The 14,478-nt window shown below is 48.1% G+C and carries 14 protein-coding genes; 9 read left to right on the top strand and 5 right to left on the bottom strand.

The features are described 5' to 3' along the window. The first annotated feature begins 22 nt into the window (after positions 1-22). Positions 23-1,093: a lytic transglycosylase domain-containing protein gene (locus GWC95_RS02890; RefSeq protein ID WP_161817161.1), complete on the top strand. Its 1,071-nt coding sequence runs from the start codon at positions 23-25 to the stop codon at positions 1,091-1,093. A gap of 7 nt (positions 1,094-1,100) precedes the next feature. On the opposite strand, the gene GWC95_RS02895 is transcribed toward GWC95_RS02890, so the two are convergent. The 4 genes from GWC95_RS02895 to GWC95_RS02910 all read right to left on the bottom strand — a co-directional run bounded on the left by GWC95_RS02895 (position 1,101) and on the right by GWC95_RS02910 (position 6,607). Then, on the bottom strand, positions 1,101-2,381 hold the full coding sequence (locus tag GWC95_RS02895; RefSeq protein WP_317164073.1) for an anthranilate synthase component I family protein: 1,281 nt from the start codon (positions 2,379-2,381) through the stop codon (positions 1,101-1,103). Positions 2,382-2,396: 15 nt separating this feature from the next. Continuing rightward, on the bottom strand, positions 2,397-2,846 hold the full coding sequence (locus GWC95_RS02900; RefSeq protein ID WP_161817162.1) for a hypothetical protein: 450 nt from the start codon (positions 2,844-2,846) through the stop codon (positions 2,397-2,399). Between the two features lie 88 nt (positions 2,847-2,934). Beyond that, a complete protein-coding gene (locus GWC95_RS02905) occupies positions 2,935-4,197 on the bottom strand; it encodes an adenylosuccinate synthase (RefSeq protein WP_161817163.1) in 1,263 nt (420 codons plus the stop codon). A gap of 154 nt (positions 4,198-4,351) precedes the next feature. Next, positions 4,352-6,607 (bottom strand): RelA/SpoT family protein, encoded by a 2,256-nt coding sequence (locus GWC95_RS02910; RefSeq protein WP_161817164.1) that lies wholly within the window; start codon positions 6,605-6,607, stop codon positions 4,352-4,354. Between the two features lie 138 nt (positions 6,608-6,745). On the opposite strand from GWC95_RS02910, the gene GWC95_RS02915 reads away from it, so the two are divergent. From GWC95_RS02915 to atpA, 8 genes are all read left to right on the top strand, one after another. Continuing rightward, complete coding sequence (locus tag GWC95_RS02915; RefSeq protein WP_161817165.1) at positions 6,746-8,569, top strand: ABC transporter ATP-binding protein; 1,824 nt, start codon at positions 6,746-6,748, stop codon at positions 8,567-8,569. 2 nt (positions 8,570-8,571) lie between these two features. Continuing rightward, positions 8,572-8,772, top strand: coding sequence for a hypothetical protein (locus GWC95_RS02920; RefSeq protein WP_161817166.1), 201 nt, complete (start codon positions 8,572-8,574; stop codon positions 8,770-8,772). Between the two features lie 11 nt (positions 8,773-8,783). Then, on the top strand, positions 8,784-9,281 hold the full coding sequence (locus GWC95_RS02925) for a hypothetical protein (protein ID WP_161817167.1): 498 nt from the start codon (positions 8,784-8,786) through the stop codon (positions 9,279-9,281). 77 nt (positions 9,282-9,358) lie between these two features. Further along, positions 9,359-10,510 (top strand): F0F1 ATP synthase subunit A, encoded by a 1,152-nt coding sequence (gene atpB / locus GWC95_RS02930; protein ID WP_161817168.1) that lies wholly within the window; start codon positions 9,359-9,361, stop codon positions 10,508-10,510. A 32-nt stretch (positions 10,511-10,542) separates the two neighbouring features. Then, on the top strand, positions 10,543-10,788 hold the full coding sequence (gene atpE / locus GWC95_RS02935) for an ATP synthase F0 subunit C (RefSeq protein ID WP_161817169.1): 246 nt from the start codon (positions 10,543-10,545) through the stop codon (positions 10,786-10,788). 122 nt (positions 10,789-10,910) lie between these two features. Continuing rightward, a complete protein-coding gene (gene atpF, locus GWC95_RS02940) occupies positions 10,911-11,405 on the top strand; it encodes a F0F1 ATP synthase subunit B (protein ID WP_161817170.1) in 495 nt (164 codons plus the stop codon). Between the two features lie 101 nt (positions 11,406-11,506). Further along, positions 11,507-12,070: an ATP synthase F1 subunit delta gene (atpH, locus tag GWC95_RS02945; RefSeq protein ID WP_161817171.1), complete on the top strand. Its 564-nt coding sequence runs from the start codon at positions 11,507-11,509 to the stop codon at positions 12,068-12,070. A 44-nt stretch (positions 12,071-12,114) separates the two neighbouring features. Continuing rightward, positions 12,115-13,692, top strand: coding sequence for a F0F1 ATP synthase subunit alpha (atpA, locus tag GWC95_RS02950; protein WP_161817172.1), 1,578 nt, complete (start codon positions 12,115-12,117; stop codon positions 13,690-13,692). 76 nt (positions 13,693-13,768) lie between these two features. Here atpA and GWC95_RS02955 read toward each other — a convergent pair whose 3' ends face one another. Beyond that, positions 13,769-14,464: a hypothetical protein gene (locus GWC95_RS02955; protein ID WP_161817173.1), complete on the bottom strand. Its 696-nt coding sequence runs from the start codon at positions 14,462-14,464 to the stop codon at positions 13,769-13,771. Between the last annotated feature and the right edge of the window lie 14 nt (positions 14,465-14,478).

The following is a 14,478-nucleotide window of genomic DNA, read 5'->3' on the forward strand; positions in this document are numbered from 1 at the left end:
TTGTTTCACGAATTCGATAGGCATGCGATGGTTCGGTATCAATATCAATAGTCATATTTCGTTGGCCAGGATCGGGCTGGTGGGTTTCTCTTTCGTGGTGGGAAGCATGGCCACCATGTCTTTCACCAATAAACCAGACGACGGCCAGCTCATCTCCGATTCTACTATTTCAGACAAAAACGGTTTTAAGAGTCTTTTCGCATCAAATACTTTCGATGCAACCAAGCCGTATGCAACGCAATTGAACCCGCGTGCGGTTTCTTTTGTGCAGGAATACATCCGCAAACAGGGCAAGGAGCTGGAGAGAATGAAGTCGTGGGGCAAACCCTATTTCGATCTTTATGATAATGTGCTGAGCCTTTACGGTGTTCCCAAAGAAATGAAATACCTGAGCGTGATTGAGAGCCACCTCAGCTCCGGCCTCGTTTCATGGGCGGGTGCCGTTGGCCCGTGGCAGTTGATGGATTATGAAGCAAGGCGTTTTGGCCTGCGCACCGGTGGCGCGGGCGACGACCGAATGGATTATTACAAAAGCACCCACGTGGCCGCCAAACTTATGAAAGAGCTGTACACTGAATTTGGCGATTGGCTGCTCGTAGTGGCTGCTTATAACGGCGGCGCAGGACGTGTAAGGCAAGCCATCAAAAGATCGGGGAGCAGGGATTTCTGGGAGCTCCAGTACAATTTACCCGAAGAAACACGCAACCACGTCAAAAAATTCATCGGTACCCATTATGTTTTTGAAGGAAGCGGCGGATGGACCACCCTTACCGCCAGCGAAACAGAGGCGCAGAAGCAATTGTTTGCCAAACCGCAGGAGGCTGTGCTTACCGATCTCGACCTCGAGAATACCGCCACCACAGAGATCAGCGGCCGTTACAACTCTGTTATTGTTGCAAACGGTCTGGCGATGGAAATCAACCAGTTCAACAAATGGAACCCGGGCTTTGATAAAACATTGGCAGAAGGGAAGAAATATCCCTTGCGTTTGCAAAAGGACAAGGTCGCGGTCTTTCATGCGCGCAAGAATAATTTCCTGATGGAGTCGGTAAGGGCGTTGCTGGACGGCAACACGAGTTCGCCGGCCAAATAGAAGAGCGCTACGAGAGTACTTTCCTTATCGCTTCGGCCTTCAATAAACATTCTTCGTATTCTTTTCCGGGATCACTGTAAAAAGTAATGCCCCCACCCACGAGGTACGAGAGATACCGGTTGGCCGCATTGTATAAAATACTCCGTATAACTACGTTGAAGTCGAAGTCCTTTCCCGGGCTTATGTATCCCACTGCGCCGGAGTAGATGCCGCGTTTTGTTTTTTCATACTGTTCTATCAGCTCCATCACCCTTCTTTTCGGCGCGCCCGTCATGCTACCCATGGGAAAGGTGGCGGTGATGATCTTCGATAGCGTTATACCGGGTTTCAAGTCGCCGCTTACCGTTGAGATCATCTGGTGCACCTGTGGGAAGCTGTACACGCCAAACAGCTCGTCTACTTTTACCGAACCTTCTTCGCAGATCCGGCTCAGATCGTTGCGCACAAGATCTACCACCATTACGTTTTCACTCTTGTCTTTCTCGCTTTGCTGCAGTTGCTGTTTCAGTGCCGCATCGGCCGCTGCATCCAACGCGTTGCGTTTGAATGTTCCTTTGATGGGTTGGGATAAGATATGGTTCCCTTTTTTCTGAAGGTATCTTTCCGGGCTTGCGCACAAAACATACCTGTTGTTCAGCTTGTAAAAACAGGAAAAAGGGTTGGGCGATATGGCAGTTAAACGGCGGTAAACCTGCAGTGCATCTACTTCAACATCTTCTGCAAAAAACTCCTGGCAGAAGTTGATCTCGTAACAATCGCCGCGCAAAATATGATCGCGCAGTTTTTCAACCGTTGCAATGTAATCGCTGCGCGGGATCTTCTGCCGGATCGGGATCGCCCACGATTCATCTGTTCCGGTAATGGACAGGGAGCTTATTTCCTGGTATACCGCAGCCGGATCTTTTTCAAGACAGGAGATCGTAAGTGTATCATCCTTCAACTGCAAAACAGTTTCCGGTTGAAAGAAAAACACATCGGGAAACCCGATCCTGTCTTCGTGCTGCGAATGGAGCGGGGCGGTTTCGTTTTTGAGGTCGTAGCCAAAATGGCCAAAGAGCCAGTCGTGGTGCGTATTACTGAATGCATCGAGTTGCGACAATGCATTTTCGCCCGGTGAAAAGATGTTTACTGCGCCTGCGGCCGCAAGGCACTCAACGGCCTGGTGCTGCGAATGGTACTGGTGGTTGTCCAGAAAGCAACAAATGTTGAACCGGTTTGCCCAGTTCAACATTTGCTGTTTGCATACATCGGTATGTTGTATTGAAAAAGATGCGGTTGTTCTGTTCACTGGCAGTTGCGATGATTAAAAATCATCATCTTCATCATCATCAAATCCACCACTTTTATCATTGAAGAGATCGAACTCTTTAAAGTCGTCGTCGAGCTTGAAGTCGTCGTCATCGTCGCCTTTCTTTTTGCCACCGGCGCCCGCAGCTTTCTTGCCCTTGCTTTTGGGGATGTCGAATTCATCAAAATCAGGATCCCAGTCGTCGTCGCCTTCTTCCGGTTTTTCCCAATCATCGTCTACATCAACATCTGAATCATCATCTTCATCATCATCGTCTTTTGATTTTTTTGATGATCCTTTTGCTGCTGTTTTTTTCACAGGTGCGGTATCCTCATCATCATCTTCCAAATCATCGTCGTCTTCTTCCATTTGTTTTTTGCTTTTGGAAGAAGGTTTCGCATCAGCATTTTTTGCCGGTGTTTTCGGAGTCGTGGATTTAGGACCCTTATCAGATTTCGCTGCCATATCCTAATAAGATTATTGCGTAAAATTTCAACGCAAATTATTATTAACCAAAAAAATTTTTACGTCACAAATGAAGTGCCAATAATTCCTACAGATGAATGATCTGTTCTCTGCCCGGCCCGTTTGAAACATATTTAACCGGGGCCCCGATGCTGCTGTTTATAAAGTTAATGTAATTCGTCATAGTTGCGGGCAAAGCTGCCACGTCGTTTATCTGGGTCGTATCCATGTTCCAGCCCGGGAAACCCTCCAGCACAGGGTCTATCTTCACCCTTGAGATCCGGAACGGTACTTCTTTGGTTTCTTTTCCATCGATGTTGTACGCGGTGCACACTTTAAGCTCGGCAAATGAATCGAGTACGTCGGCTTTTGTCATGATTACCTGTGTAACCCCGTTCAGCATACATGCATAACGAAGCGCCACAAGGTCTATCCATCCGCAACGGCGCGGCCTGCCGGTGGTGGCACCGAATTCGCTGCCTATTTTCCGAAGTTCTTCGCCTGTTGCATCGTCCAGTTCGGTTGGGAAGGGCCCGCCGCCCACGCGTGTGCAGTATGCTTTGGTTACGCCCATTACCTCATTGATGAGTTTCGGGGAAACGCCAAGCCCGGTACAGACTCCTGCCGAAATGGTATTGGATGAGGTTACAAAAGGGAAAGTTCCGAAATCAATATCCAGCATGCTTCCCTGCGCACCTTCTGCCAATACTTTTTTGCCTTTGGCGATCTGGTCGTTGATAAAATATTCGCAGTTCACCACGTTCAGCGTTTTGAGGAACTCGATGGCCTCAAAAAATTCTTCTTCCCATGATGAAATGTCTTCAATAAAATGAAAGTTATCCAGCAGTTTCTGGTGTTTCAACCGCAGCTTGATGTAATTGGTGGTAAAACTTTTGTCGAGCAGATCGCCCACACGCAGTGCATTGCGCCCGGTTTTATCCATGTATGCCGGCCCGATGCCCTTTAAGGTAGAACCGATCTTCGCTTCGCCCTTTGCCAGTTCCGAAGCCTTATCGAGTGCACGGTGCGTTGGTATAATGATGTTGGTGCGCTCCGAGATGAAAAGATTTTTTCTTACATCGATGCCATACGCTGCAACGGCGTCGCATTCTTTTTTCAGGGTAACCGGGTCGAGCACCACGCCACCGCCAATGATGTTGATGGTATTCTGGTGAAAAATGCCCGAAGGGATCTGGTGCAGCACCATTTTCTTTCCCTCTACATACAAGGTGTGCCCTGCATTTGGTCCACCCTGGAAACGGGCGATGATATCATAATTGGGTGCGAAATAATCGACAATCTTTCCCTTGCCTTCATCGCCCCATTGTAAGCCTAACAGTACGTCAACCATAAAATTATTTTGGATCGCGGCAAAAGTAAGCGAAAAACAAGCAACAAGAAACAAGTAGCCGCGAAGCTGGATGGTATTTTACATGAAATCACAAGTCCGGCTCTTTGTTACCCGTATTCCTGGTACCGGTACCTGTGTTTCCCGGTTCTCCTGGTTAGTTTTCTGTATCAAACCTGTCAACCGTTTGTATCCCGTTCAATTGTTTCAATGCATTCACCAGTACTTCCAGTTCCTCTTTATCGTGCACAAACACTTTGATGGTACCCTCAAACAGTCCTTCCCTCGATTCGATGGTCAGCCCCGCGATGTTGATGCGCAGGTCGCCGCTGATCACGTTGGTGATCTTGTTGATCACACCAACATCGTCCAGTCCCACAATTTTGAGGCCGGTGAGGAAAGAGATCTCCTTGTTCTTTGCCCATTTCGTTTTTACCACCCGGTGGCCGTAATTGGCGAGCAGCTGCGCGGCATTGGGGCAACTTGTGCGGTGGATGATCAGGCCCTTTCCGGTGCTCACGAATCCAAACACATCATCGCCGGGAATGGGGTTGCAGCATTTGGCAAGGGCATACATGATCTTATCGCTGCTCTCCCCGAAAATGATCAGCTCTGAATCTTTTTTGCTGTAATTTTTTGATGGTGCCTCGGGCTGTATCTCGGTAACAACCGGCTTGGGCTTTGGAAGTTCTATCTTATCGCCCAATACCTGGAATTCTTTCAGCTCTTTCAGATCGATTGCCTTGGTTGCGATCTTGTAATGCAGGTCGAGCGGCGATGGAAGTTTGTAAAACTGTACGAGCTCATTAATATTGTGTTCATTGTAAGCCGCGCCCATGCCTTCCATCTTGCGCTGCAAGGTGTATTTTCCGTCTTCTGCGATCTTTCTCTTCTCTTCGCGCAGCGCATCCTTGATCTTGCTTTTGGCCTTTGCCGTAACCACAATACCGAGCCAGTCTTCCGAAGGCTTCTGTTTGTTAGAGGTAATGATCTCCACCTGGTCGCCGCTGCGCAGCTTATGGCTGATGGGCACCAGTTTGTGATGCACTTTTGCGCCTATGCATTTGGTGCCGATGGCCGAGTGGATGGCGAAGGCAAAATCGAGCGCCGTGCTCCCGGTGGGGAGCATTTTTACTTCGCCCTTTGGCGTGTATACGTAAATTTCTTCGGCGAGGAAGGAGGTTTTAAAATCCTGTAAAAAGTCAACCCCGTCCGTATCCTGCGTGTTCAACACTTCGCGTATCTGGCCAAACCATTTATCGAAGCGGTCCTCGTCGCTTTTTTCTTCTTTGTATTTGTAATGCGCGGCAAGGCCCTTCTCTGCGATCTCGTTCATGCGCTTGGAGCGGATCTGTACCTCCACCCATTTACCCTGCGGCCCCATCACGGTTGTGTGCAGGGCCTCGTAACCGTTGTTCTTCGGGTTGCTCAGCCAGTCGCGTAGCCTTTCGGGCGATGGCGTGTACTCGTCTGTGATCATCGAATATACTTTCCAGCAGTCTTCTTTTTCTTTCTCGGGCGCCGAATCCAGTATCACCCGTATGGCGAAGAGATCGTAAACTTCTTCGAAGGCAACGGATTTCTTTTTGATCTTGGTCCAGATGGAATGGATGCTTTTTGGCCGTCCGTAGATCTCGAAATTCAATCCTACTGCTGTCATCTTTTCTTTCAGCGGCCTGATGAATTCGTTGATGTAACGGGTGCGTTCCCGTTTGGTTTCGGAGAGTTTCCTGGCGATGTCGCGGTAGGCTTCCGGCTCCATGTATTTCATGGAAAGATCCTCGAGTTCGGTCTTGATGTTGTACAGCCCCATCCTGTGCGCCAGCGGCGCATACACCCAAACCGTTTCGGAAGCGATCTTCAGCTGCTTCTCGCGTTTCATGTGATCGAGTGTGCGCATGTTGTGGAGCCTGTCGGCCAGCTTGATCAATATCACGCGCGGGTCGTCGGTGAGCGTGAGCAGGATCTTTTTGAAGTTTTCCGCCTGCTGGCTCGTATTGGTATCGATTACGTTGGAGATCTTGGTGAGCCCGTCAACGATCCGGGCGATCTCCGGGCCGAATTCCCTTTCCACATCTTCGAGGGTGATGTCTGTGTCTTCCACGGTATCGTGCAGCAGGGCGCAGATGGTGCTGCGAACCCCGAGGCCGATCTCTTCCACGCAGATCATCGCCACGGCTATGGGGTGAAGGATATAGGGTTCGCCGCTCTTGCGCCGCATGGTCTTGTGCGCCTCTGCGGCCATCTGGAAAGCTTCGCGTACCAGTTCCTTATCGCCTTTTTTCAATTTGGGGCGCAGGCTCCGCAACAGGGCACGGTAGTGCCTGATGATCTCATTTTTTTCCTGTTCGGGATTGAGATTGTATTTCGGTAAAACGGGTTCGGAAAGGGTTTCAGGTGCTTGCTCACTCATCCCTGCAAAGTTAAGCGTTTGGAGCGATGAGTTGGAGCGGTGAGGGGTTAAAATGGTCAAACCCATTAAAGCCGCGTTCAACTTAAATTATGATCGGCAGAATCCCTGCCGTTATACTCCTTAAATTTGCACCTCACTATGAGCCAATCGCCGAAAAAGAAAATATTTGATGTGTCGCTGCTGGGAAGGGTGTTCCGTTTTGTGCGGCCTTACCGTTCGTTTTTCTACATCAGCCTGGTACTGGCCATCGTAATGGCCGTGTTTGCGCCCATCAGGCCGTACCTGATACAGCTTACCGTAGACAAGGCCACGGGCAAACCGATCGCAGTTCCGCATTGGCTCGAGCTGTTCCTGTTCAAGTCAGATCTTTCGGATGCCACGCAGTTCATCATTGCCGTGAGCATTTTCCAGGTGATCTTTCTTTTTGTAGAAACAGCGATCCGTTTCTTCTTCACGTTCATCACGGCATGGATGGGGCAAAGTGTGGTGAAAGACATGCGCAATGCGGTGTACCAGAAAATCCTGAGCCTTAATTTAAGGCAGTTCGATAAAACGCCGATCGGCACGCTTACCACCAGGACCATCAACGATATCGAAAGCATCAACGATATTTTTTCGGATGGGCTGATCCCGATCATTGCCGACCTGCTCACGATCGTCATCACCCTGGGGTGGATGTTCTGGATGGATTGGCGCGTTACATTGATCAGCCTCATTCCTTTCCCTGTAATGATCATCGCCACCTATTATTTCAAGGAGAGCGTGAACAAAAGTTTCATCCGCGTGCGCAATGCCGTAACGGCGCTCAATGCTTTTGTGCAGGAGCACATCACCGGCATGCAGGTGGTGCAGGCTTTTGCCGCGGAAGAAAGGGAGATGGCCAAATTCAAAAAGATCAATACCGAACACCGCAACGCAAACATCAAGGCGATCTTTGCGTATTCCGTATTTTTTCCTGTGGTGGAAGTGGTGCTGGCCATCAGCATGGGACTGCTCGTGTGGTGGATCGCCGGGCATCCCACGAAAGATTCGGCGGGTCTGCTCGTTGCCTTTATTTTGTACCTCAACCAGATCTTCCGGCCGCTGCGCGTGATCGCCGATAAGTTCAACGTATTCCAGATGGGAATGGTGGCCGCCGAACGCGTATTGAAAGTGCTCGACAATGATGATGTTACGCCTCCCGCCCCAGCAAAAACCTACGACCCGGTACTGGTAGAAGGAAAGATCGAATTCAAGAACGTTTCCTTTGCCTATGTAGATGAGAATTATGTGTTGAAGAACATCAATTTCCAGGTGAAGGCGGGAGAAACGGTGGCGCTGGTGGGGCATACCGGCAGCGGCAAAACATCGATCATCAGCCTGCTCAACAGGCTGTATCATATACAACAGGGAGAGATACTGGTGGATGGCGTAAACATCAACGACTACAAACTGGATACCTTGCGGAAGAGCATTGGTGTGGTTTTGCAGGATGTGTTCCTGTTTTCGGGATCGGTGATGGACAACATCACCCTGCGCAACCCCGCCATCACGCGCGAGCAGGTGATCGCCGCTGCGAAGATGATCGGCGTTGATGAATTCATCACACAGCTTCCGAGCGGTTACGATTATAATGTGATGGAACGCGGAAGCACCTTGAGCCTTGGACAGCGGCAGCTGCTGTCGTTTATACGCGCCTTGCTGTACAACCCGTCTATACTCATATTGGATGAGGCCACTTCCTCTATTGATACAGAAAGCGAAATGCTGATAGAGAAAGCAACGGATGCGCTTATTTCGGGCAGAACGTCTATCGTGATCGCGCACAGGCTTTCAACCATACGCAAGGCCGACAAGATCATTGTGCTCGACAAAGGAGAAGTTAAAGAAATGGGCAACCACGAAGAGCTGTTGGCGCTGGGTGGATTTTATGCTAAATTGCATGAGATGCAGTTTGAGATGAAGAAGACTGCGTTGGTGTAACAATGTCGGAAAACAACAACATATTAAACGAACCCGATCAAAATGCTTATTTTGAAAAAGCAGAATTGGATCAATTGCGCGATGCGCTGAAACGCACATATGCTGAGCGTTTCAATATGATGGCAGAGTTAATGAAAATGAACCTGATGTTCCGCAAAGCAAAAATCACCCACAAACCCCTCAACGCAACCGGGCAAGCTTAATTGAGCAGTATATGGACATTTTCAACGAGGAACTGATAAATTTTTGGGTTTCCTTAAACAAAAATGAAGTTCGATATATAATGATCGGAGGCGTAGCTACCAATCTGCACGGTTATCAACGGACAACAGATGATATCGACGTATGGATCGATGATACGCGGGAAAACAGGACAAGATTTCGGTTGGCGATGAAAGAATACTGCGGGACGGACTACTTCATGCTCGAAACACTCCAGATTGTTCCCGGGTGGACACATTTCAATCTTAACAATGGAATGAGATTAGACCTTATGGTGGCCGTAAAAGGGCTGGAAGAGTTATCGTTCGAACAGTGCCTGCAAGCTGCCGCAATGGCCGATTTGGGGCCGGTTACCATCCCTTTTTTACATATTAATCATTTAATTTATTCAAAAAAAGCCGCCAATCGACCTAAAGATCAGATTGATGTATCCGTTTTAGAAAAACTGAAGCGTCTTATGGCCGAAGACGATCCAGAATCGGGCGGATAAATTTCTCCATTTTCTCCCGCCCCGTTCACATTTTTCAGCACCTTACCCCTATCTTTGCCGCAAATTTAGAAAGAGGTATGGCCCTTAGAACTGTGAAATATATACTGGTAGCGACTTTCAGCCTGTTTACGATCTTTTTTTCGGCTCCTTTGCTTGCACAGCATGATACTACCCATTCCGGTGAAACGGCCGGCAAGGGGGAACATGAGGCGGCGGGCGGCCACGAAGAGAAAAAAGAGGGTTTCGACGCAGCCGGCGTAATTTTCGGTCACATCCTCGATAACCACGAGTTCCACATTACAGAATACAAAGGCAGCGATGGCGCTGAACACAGCATTTCCATTCCTTTGCCTGTTATCCTTTATTCAAAAGAAAAGGGCCTCAGTCTTTTCTCATCTTCCCGTTTTGAGCATGGTCATGCAACCTATAACGGATACAAGATCACCAGCGAAAAGATCGTTGCCGTAAACGAAGACGGCAGCATCAACGAAAGCATCAAGGTTTACGATCTTTCGCTTACGCGCAACGTGGTACAGATGATGATCGCCCTGGCGGTGCTTACCTGGCTGATGCTCTCTATTGCCGGTGCCTATAAAAGGGGCCATGGCGTTACTTCTGCGCCAAAAGGCAAACAGAATTTACTCGAGGTGCTGATCATTTTTGTACGTGATGAAGTAGCAAGGCCCAACCTTGGCAAAAAATGGCAGAAATACCTGCCATACCTGTTAACTACTTTCTTCTTTATCCTCATCAACAATATTTTCGGATTGATACCAGGCACGGCGAATGTAACCGGGAACATAGCGTTCACAGTTGTATTGGGGCTGATCTCGTTCGTGGTGATCATCGCGAGCACGAACAGCCATTTCTGGGGCCACATCTTCAACCCGCCGGGTGTTCCGGGTTTTGTAAAACCGATCCTGGTGCTGGTAGAGTTTCTCGGCGTGTTCATCAAACCCTTTGCCTTGATCATCCGTTTGTTCGCGAACATGGTGGCGGGGCACATCATTATCATCTGTCTTATTTCCCTGATATTCATCTTCGGCGAAATGAACAAAGCGGCCGGATGGGGAACAAGCCCCGTAGCAGTAGGGTTCACGGTATTTATTTATATGATCGAGGTATTGGTGGCGTTCTTACAGGCGTTCATCTTTACCAATCTTACCGCGGTGTTCATCGGTTCGGCATTCGAGGGCGGGGATCATGAGGGCGAAACACTGCATGTATAAACAAGTATTTTTTAACTGTAAATAAAACGATCATGAGTTTGACTACAATTTTGTTGGATGGCGTTGCGAACGCGGGTGGCGCGGTAGGTGCAGGTTTGGCTGCAATCGGCGCAGGTTTAGGTATCGGTCAGATTGGTAAAGGTGCCGTAGAAAGCATCGCGCGCCAGCCTGAAGCAATGAACGATATCCGCGCGAACATGATCCTGGCTGCAGCCCTCGTAGAAGGTGCCGCATTGTTCGGAATCATCGTAGGCTTCCTTGCAATGGTATTGAAATAAACCATTGTAACAAATTACTAAACTGCACCTGAAGTACAGGACGGAGGGTGCAGTTTACTTTAACTTCCCTCCTCAGTTCCCGGTAAAAGGGAAGGACAGGAAAGGTCAAAAAATAAAACATCATGGAATTACTTACACCCGGCCCGGGGCTATTAATCTGGACGCTGCTTGCGTTCCTGATCGTTTTCTTTATTCTGAAAAAATTTGCATGGCCCGCGATCATCAAAGGACTGAATGAGCGTGAAGCAGGTATTGCCGAAGCCATCGCTACCGCTGAAAAAGTGAAAGGCGAAATGGCCGCTCTCAAAAACGAGAACGAAGCATTGATGGCGCAGGCGCGTGAAGAACGCACAGCGATGATCAAGGAAGCAAAGGAACAATCGGCTAAAATGATCAGCGAAGCAAAAGACAAGGCAAAATCAGAATACGACCGCATCGTAGCAGATGCACAGGCAGCCATCCTCCAGCAAAAAAATGCCGCATTGACCGACGTAAAAAACCAGGTTGGTGCATTGGTTATCGAAGTGAGCGAGAAGATCCTCCGCCGCGAACTGAGCAACAAAAGCGAGCAGGAGAAATACATCAAGGACCTTGCAGAAGGAGTGAAACTGAATTAATAATCACCAGGTACTAATAGTAATGGGCAATTATAAGCATACCAACCATTACCACTATACTCAATTATTAATTACTAATTTCTAATTACTAATTAACAAAGATGCCTAACCCGAGATTAGCAGACAGATACGCCAAAAGCCTGATCGACCTTTCTACAGAGAAAGGCCAGCTGGAAGCGGTGTATGCTGACATGAAATATTTACAGGCGGTTTGCAAATCGAGCAAAGAGTTTGTTGCAGTGCTGAAGAGCCCGGTGATCAATACCGATCAGAAGAACAACATCGTTGCTGCTGTTACCAAAGGAAAAGTAAGCGCGCTCACAGATTCATTCAACACATTGCTGGTAAAGAAGAAACGCGAGAGCGATCTTCCTGAAATTGCTTCTGCTTTTATTGACCAGTACAATGCCATCAAAGGGATACACAGGGTTAAACTGACCACTGCCGTTCCGGTAAGCGATGAACTGAAAAAATCGATCGAGGCAAAAGTAAAAAGCGCACAAAACCTCGGCTCGGTGGAACTGGAAACAGTGGTTGATGAAAAACTCATCGGTGGTTTTGTACTCGAGTTCAACAACAAGCTGGTGGATGCGAGCATACTCAGGGACCTGAACGATGTTAAAAAACAATTTGCAGGAAACCTGTTCGTACAGCAGTTGCGATAAAAATAGAAACAAGAATTTTAAACAATCATAAAAGAAGATAGATCATGGTAGACATTAAACCCGACGAAATATCAGCGATTCTGAGGCAGCAGCTCAGCAACTTCAATGCCTCCGCTGACCTGGAAGAAGTGGGTACCGTATTACAGGTGGGTGACGGTATCGCCCGTGTGTATGGCCTCAACGGCGTACGCAGTGGTGAGCTCGTTGAATTCGACAATGGCGTAAAAGCCATCGCCCTTAACCTGGAAGAAGACAATGTGGGTGTGGTATTGATGGGAGAAGGCGGAGAAATCAAGGAAGGTGCCAAAGTAAAAAGAACCGGACAGATCGCCTCTATCAAAGTGGGAGAAGGTGTTGTTGGCCGTGTTATCAATACACTCGGTGAACCGATCGATGGCAAAGGCCCATTGCTGGGTGAGCTGTACGAAATGCCACTGGAGCGTAAAGCACCGGGTGTTATCTACCGTGAGCCGGTTAAAGAACCACTGCAGACAGGTATCAAAGCGATCGATGCGATGATCCCGGTTGGCCGCGGACAGCGTGAGCTCGTGATCGGCGACCGCCAGACCGGTAAAACCGCCATCTGCGTGGATACCATCATCAACCAGAAAGAATTTTACGATGCAGGTAAACCTGTATACTGTATATATGTAGCCGTTGGACAAAAAGCATCAACCGTAGCCGGTGTTATGAAAACATTGAGCGATAACGGTGCGATGGCTTACACAACCATTGTCTGCGCGTCAGCCTCAGATCCGGCTCCTTTGCAGTTCTACGCACCATTTGCGGGTGCTGCGATCGGGGAGTTCTTCCGCGATACAGGCCGCCCGGCGCTGATCATCTATGATGACCTGTCGAAACAGGCGGTGGCTTACCGTGAAGTTTCTTTGTTGCTGAGAAGGCCTCCGGGACGTGAAGCGTATCCTGGTGACGTGTTCTACCTCCACAGCCGTTTGCTGGAGAGAGCTGCAAAAGTGATCGCGAACGACGATGTTGCGAAGAACATGAACGACCTGCCGGAATCGATCAAACACCTTGTAAAAGGTGGCGGATCACTGACCGCTTTGCCGATCATTGAAACACAGGCGGGCGACGTATCAGCATACATTCCTACCAACGTGATCTCGATTACCGACGGACAGATCTTCCTCGAGGGTAACCTTTTCAATGCGGGTATCCGCCCGGCGATCAACGTGGGTATCTCTGTGAGCCGTGTGGGTGGTAATGCGCAGATCAAATCGATGAAGAAAGTGGCAGGTACACTGAAACTCGACCAGGCACTTTACCGCGAGCTGGAAGCGTTCTCGAAATTTGGTGGAGACCTCGATGCGGCTACCAAGAACGTGATCGACAAAGGTGCGCGCAACGTGGAGATCCTGAAACAGGCGCAGTACACGCCGTTCACTGTAGAAAAACAGGTAGCGATCATCTATCTCGGTACACAAGGTTTGTTGAAAGACGTAGCGGTTTCAAAAGTGAAAGATTTCGAATCACACTTCCTTACCGATATGGAAAACAAATTGCCTGATGTACTTGCAGAGTTCAAAAAAGGACAATTGAACGATGAGAGCCTGGCCAAAATGGTAAACCTCGCAAAAGGTTTGATGCCATCTTACAAATAAGACCGTAACCAAACGATAAAAAACCCTTACAGCAATGTGAGGGTTTTTGTTTTTAAAAGGTCCGTTGTCGAAAAAATTATTTTGTTACCAAGCCTTCTTCGAATAACCTGCTTACGATAGGTTTGATCTCGTTGAGCGGCTCAATCGCCCATCTTATATCAACACCAACCGGCAAACAGGTAAGCCTCGTTTTCAACAGAATATTGGATATTGTCATGTTTCTTTCCGACTCCAGATCTTTCAGTTTTCCTGTGTTTACGATGAGAGGAGCACGTTTCACATAATCGATAAAAAGGGTGACAGCACCTGTGGTATCTGTTTTTGAGGCGAACTCATATGCTTCGTGCAATGTTCCAGAATCGGTATTGATTATGGATTGAAAAAGTTTATAATCGGCTGTATTAAAAAGGTTGTTCAGTTCAACAGGGGTGACTTTATAATCTTTCAGAATAGAATCAGCGATATCTTTTTGCCCGTTGATGTTTTTGTATTCATCGAAATCATATCCAAAAATGCTGTCTTTGATATGAAGAAAATAATGATAACGCACCTCCTGTACGATCACAGAATCATCAACCGACTCTGAATAATGATAAGGCAACCCGTAAACCGTTTTGTTTCCGGATTGGTACATTTCGATATAGACCGAATCAAAAACAGAAGATCTGCCTACGCTGTCAACAAATGCCATATAGCTCAATACCCTGGTGCTTTTAATGGGTTGCGATTGTACACCTGCTGATAACAACAGAAAACCGAATAGAAATTTCATTTTCATAGGAAAAA

The organism is Sediminibacterium roseum (assembly GCF_009939005.1).
GTDB lineage: Bacteria > Bacteroidota > Bacteroidia > Chitinophagales > Chitinophagaceae > Sediminibacterium > Sediminibacterium roseum.

Bases quoted from the DNA above. Each gene is read 5' to 3' on its own strand.
- GWC95_RS02890 (WP_161817161.1), top strand. From the start codon at position 23: ATGCGATGGTTCGGTATCAATATCAATAGTCATATTTCGTTGGCCAGG.
- GWC95_RS02900 (WP_161817162.1), bottom strand. From the start codon at position 2,846: ATGGCAGCGAAATCTGATAAGGGTCCTAAATCCACGACTCCGAAAACA.
- GWC95_RS02905 (WP_161817163.1), bottom strand. From the start codon at position 4,197: ATGGTTGACGTACTGTTAGGCTTACAATGGGGCGATGAAGGCAAGGGA.
- GWC95_RS02910 (WP_161817164.1), bottom strand. From the start codon at position 6,607: ATGAGTGAGCAAGCACCTGAAACCCTTTCCGAACCCGTTTTACCGAAA.
- GWC95_RS02915 (WP_161817165.1), top strand. From the start codon at position 6,746: ATGAGCCAATCGCCGAAAAAGAAAATATTTGATGTGTCGCTGCTGGGA.
- GWC95_RS02920 (WP_161817166.1), top strand. From the start codon at position 8,572: ATGTCGGAAAACAACAACATATTAAACGAACCCGATCAAAATGCTTAT.
- GWC95_RS02925 (WP_161817167.1), top strand. From the start codon at position 8,784: ATGGACATTTTCAACGAGGAACTGATAAATTTTTGGGTTTCCTTAAAC.
- atpB (WP_161817168.1), top strand. From the start codon at position 9,359: ATGGCCCTTAGAACTGTGAAATATATACTGGTAGCGACTTTCAGCCTG.
- atpE (WP_161817169.1), top strand. From the start codon at position 10,543: ATGAGTTTGACTACAATTTTGTTGGATGGCGTTGCGAACGCGGGTGGC.
- atpF (WP_161817170.1), top strand. From the start codon at position 10,911: ATGGAATTACTTACACCCGGCCCGGGGCTATTAATCTGGACGCTGCTT.
- atpH (WP_161817171.1), top strand. From the start codon at position 11,507: ATGCCTAACCCGAGATTAGCAGACAGATACGCCAAAAGCCTGATCGAC.
- atpA (WP_161817172.1), top strand. From the start codon at position 12,115: ATGGTAGACATTAAACCCGACGAAATATCAGCGATTCTGAGGCAGCAG.
- GWC95_RS02955 (WP_161817173.1), bottom strand. From the start codon at position 14,464: ATGAAATTTCTATTCGGTTTTCTGTTGTTATCAGCAGGTGTACAATCG.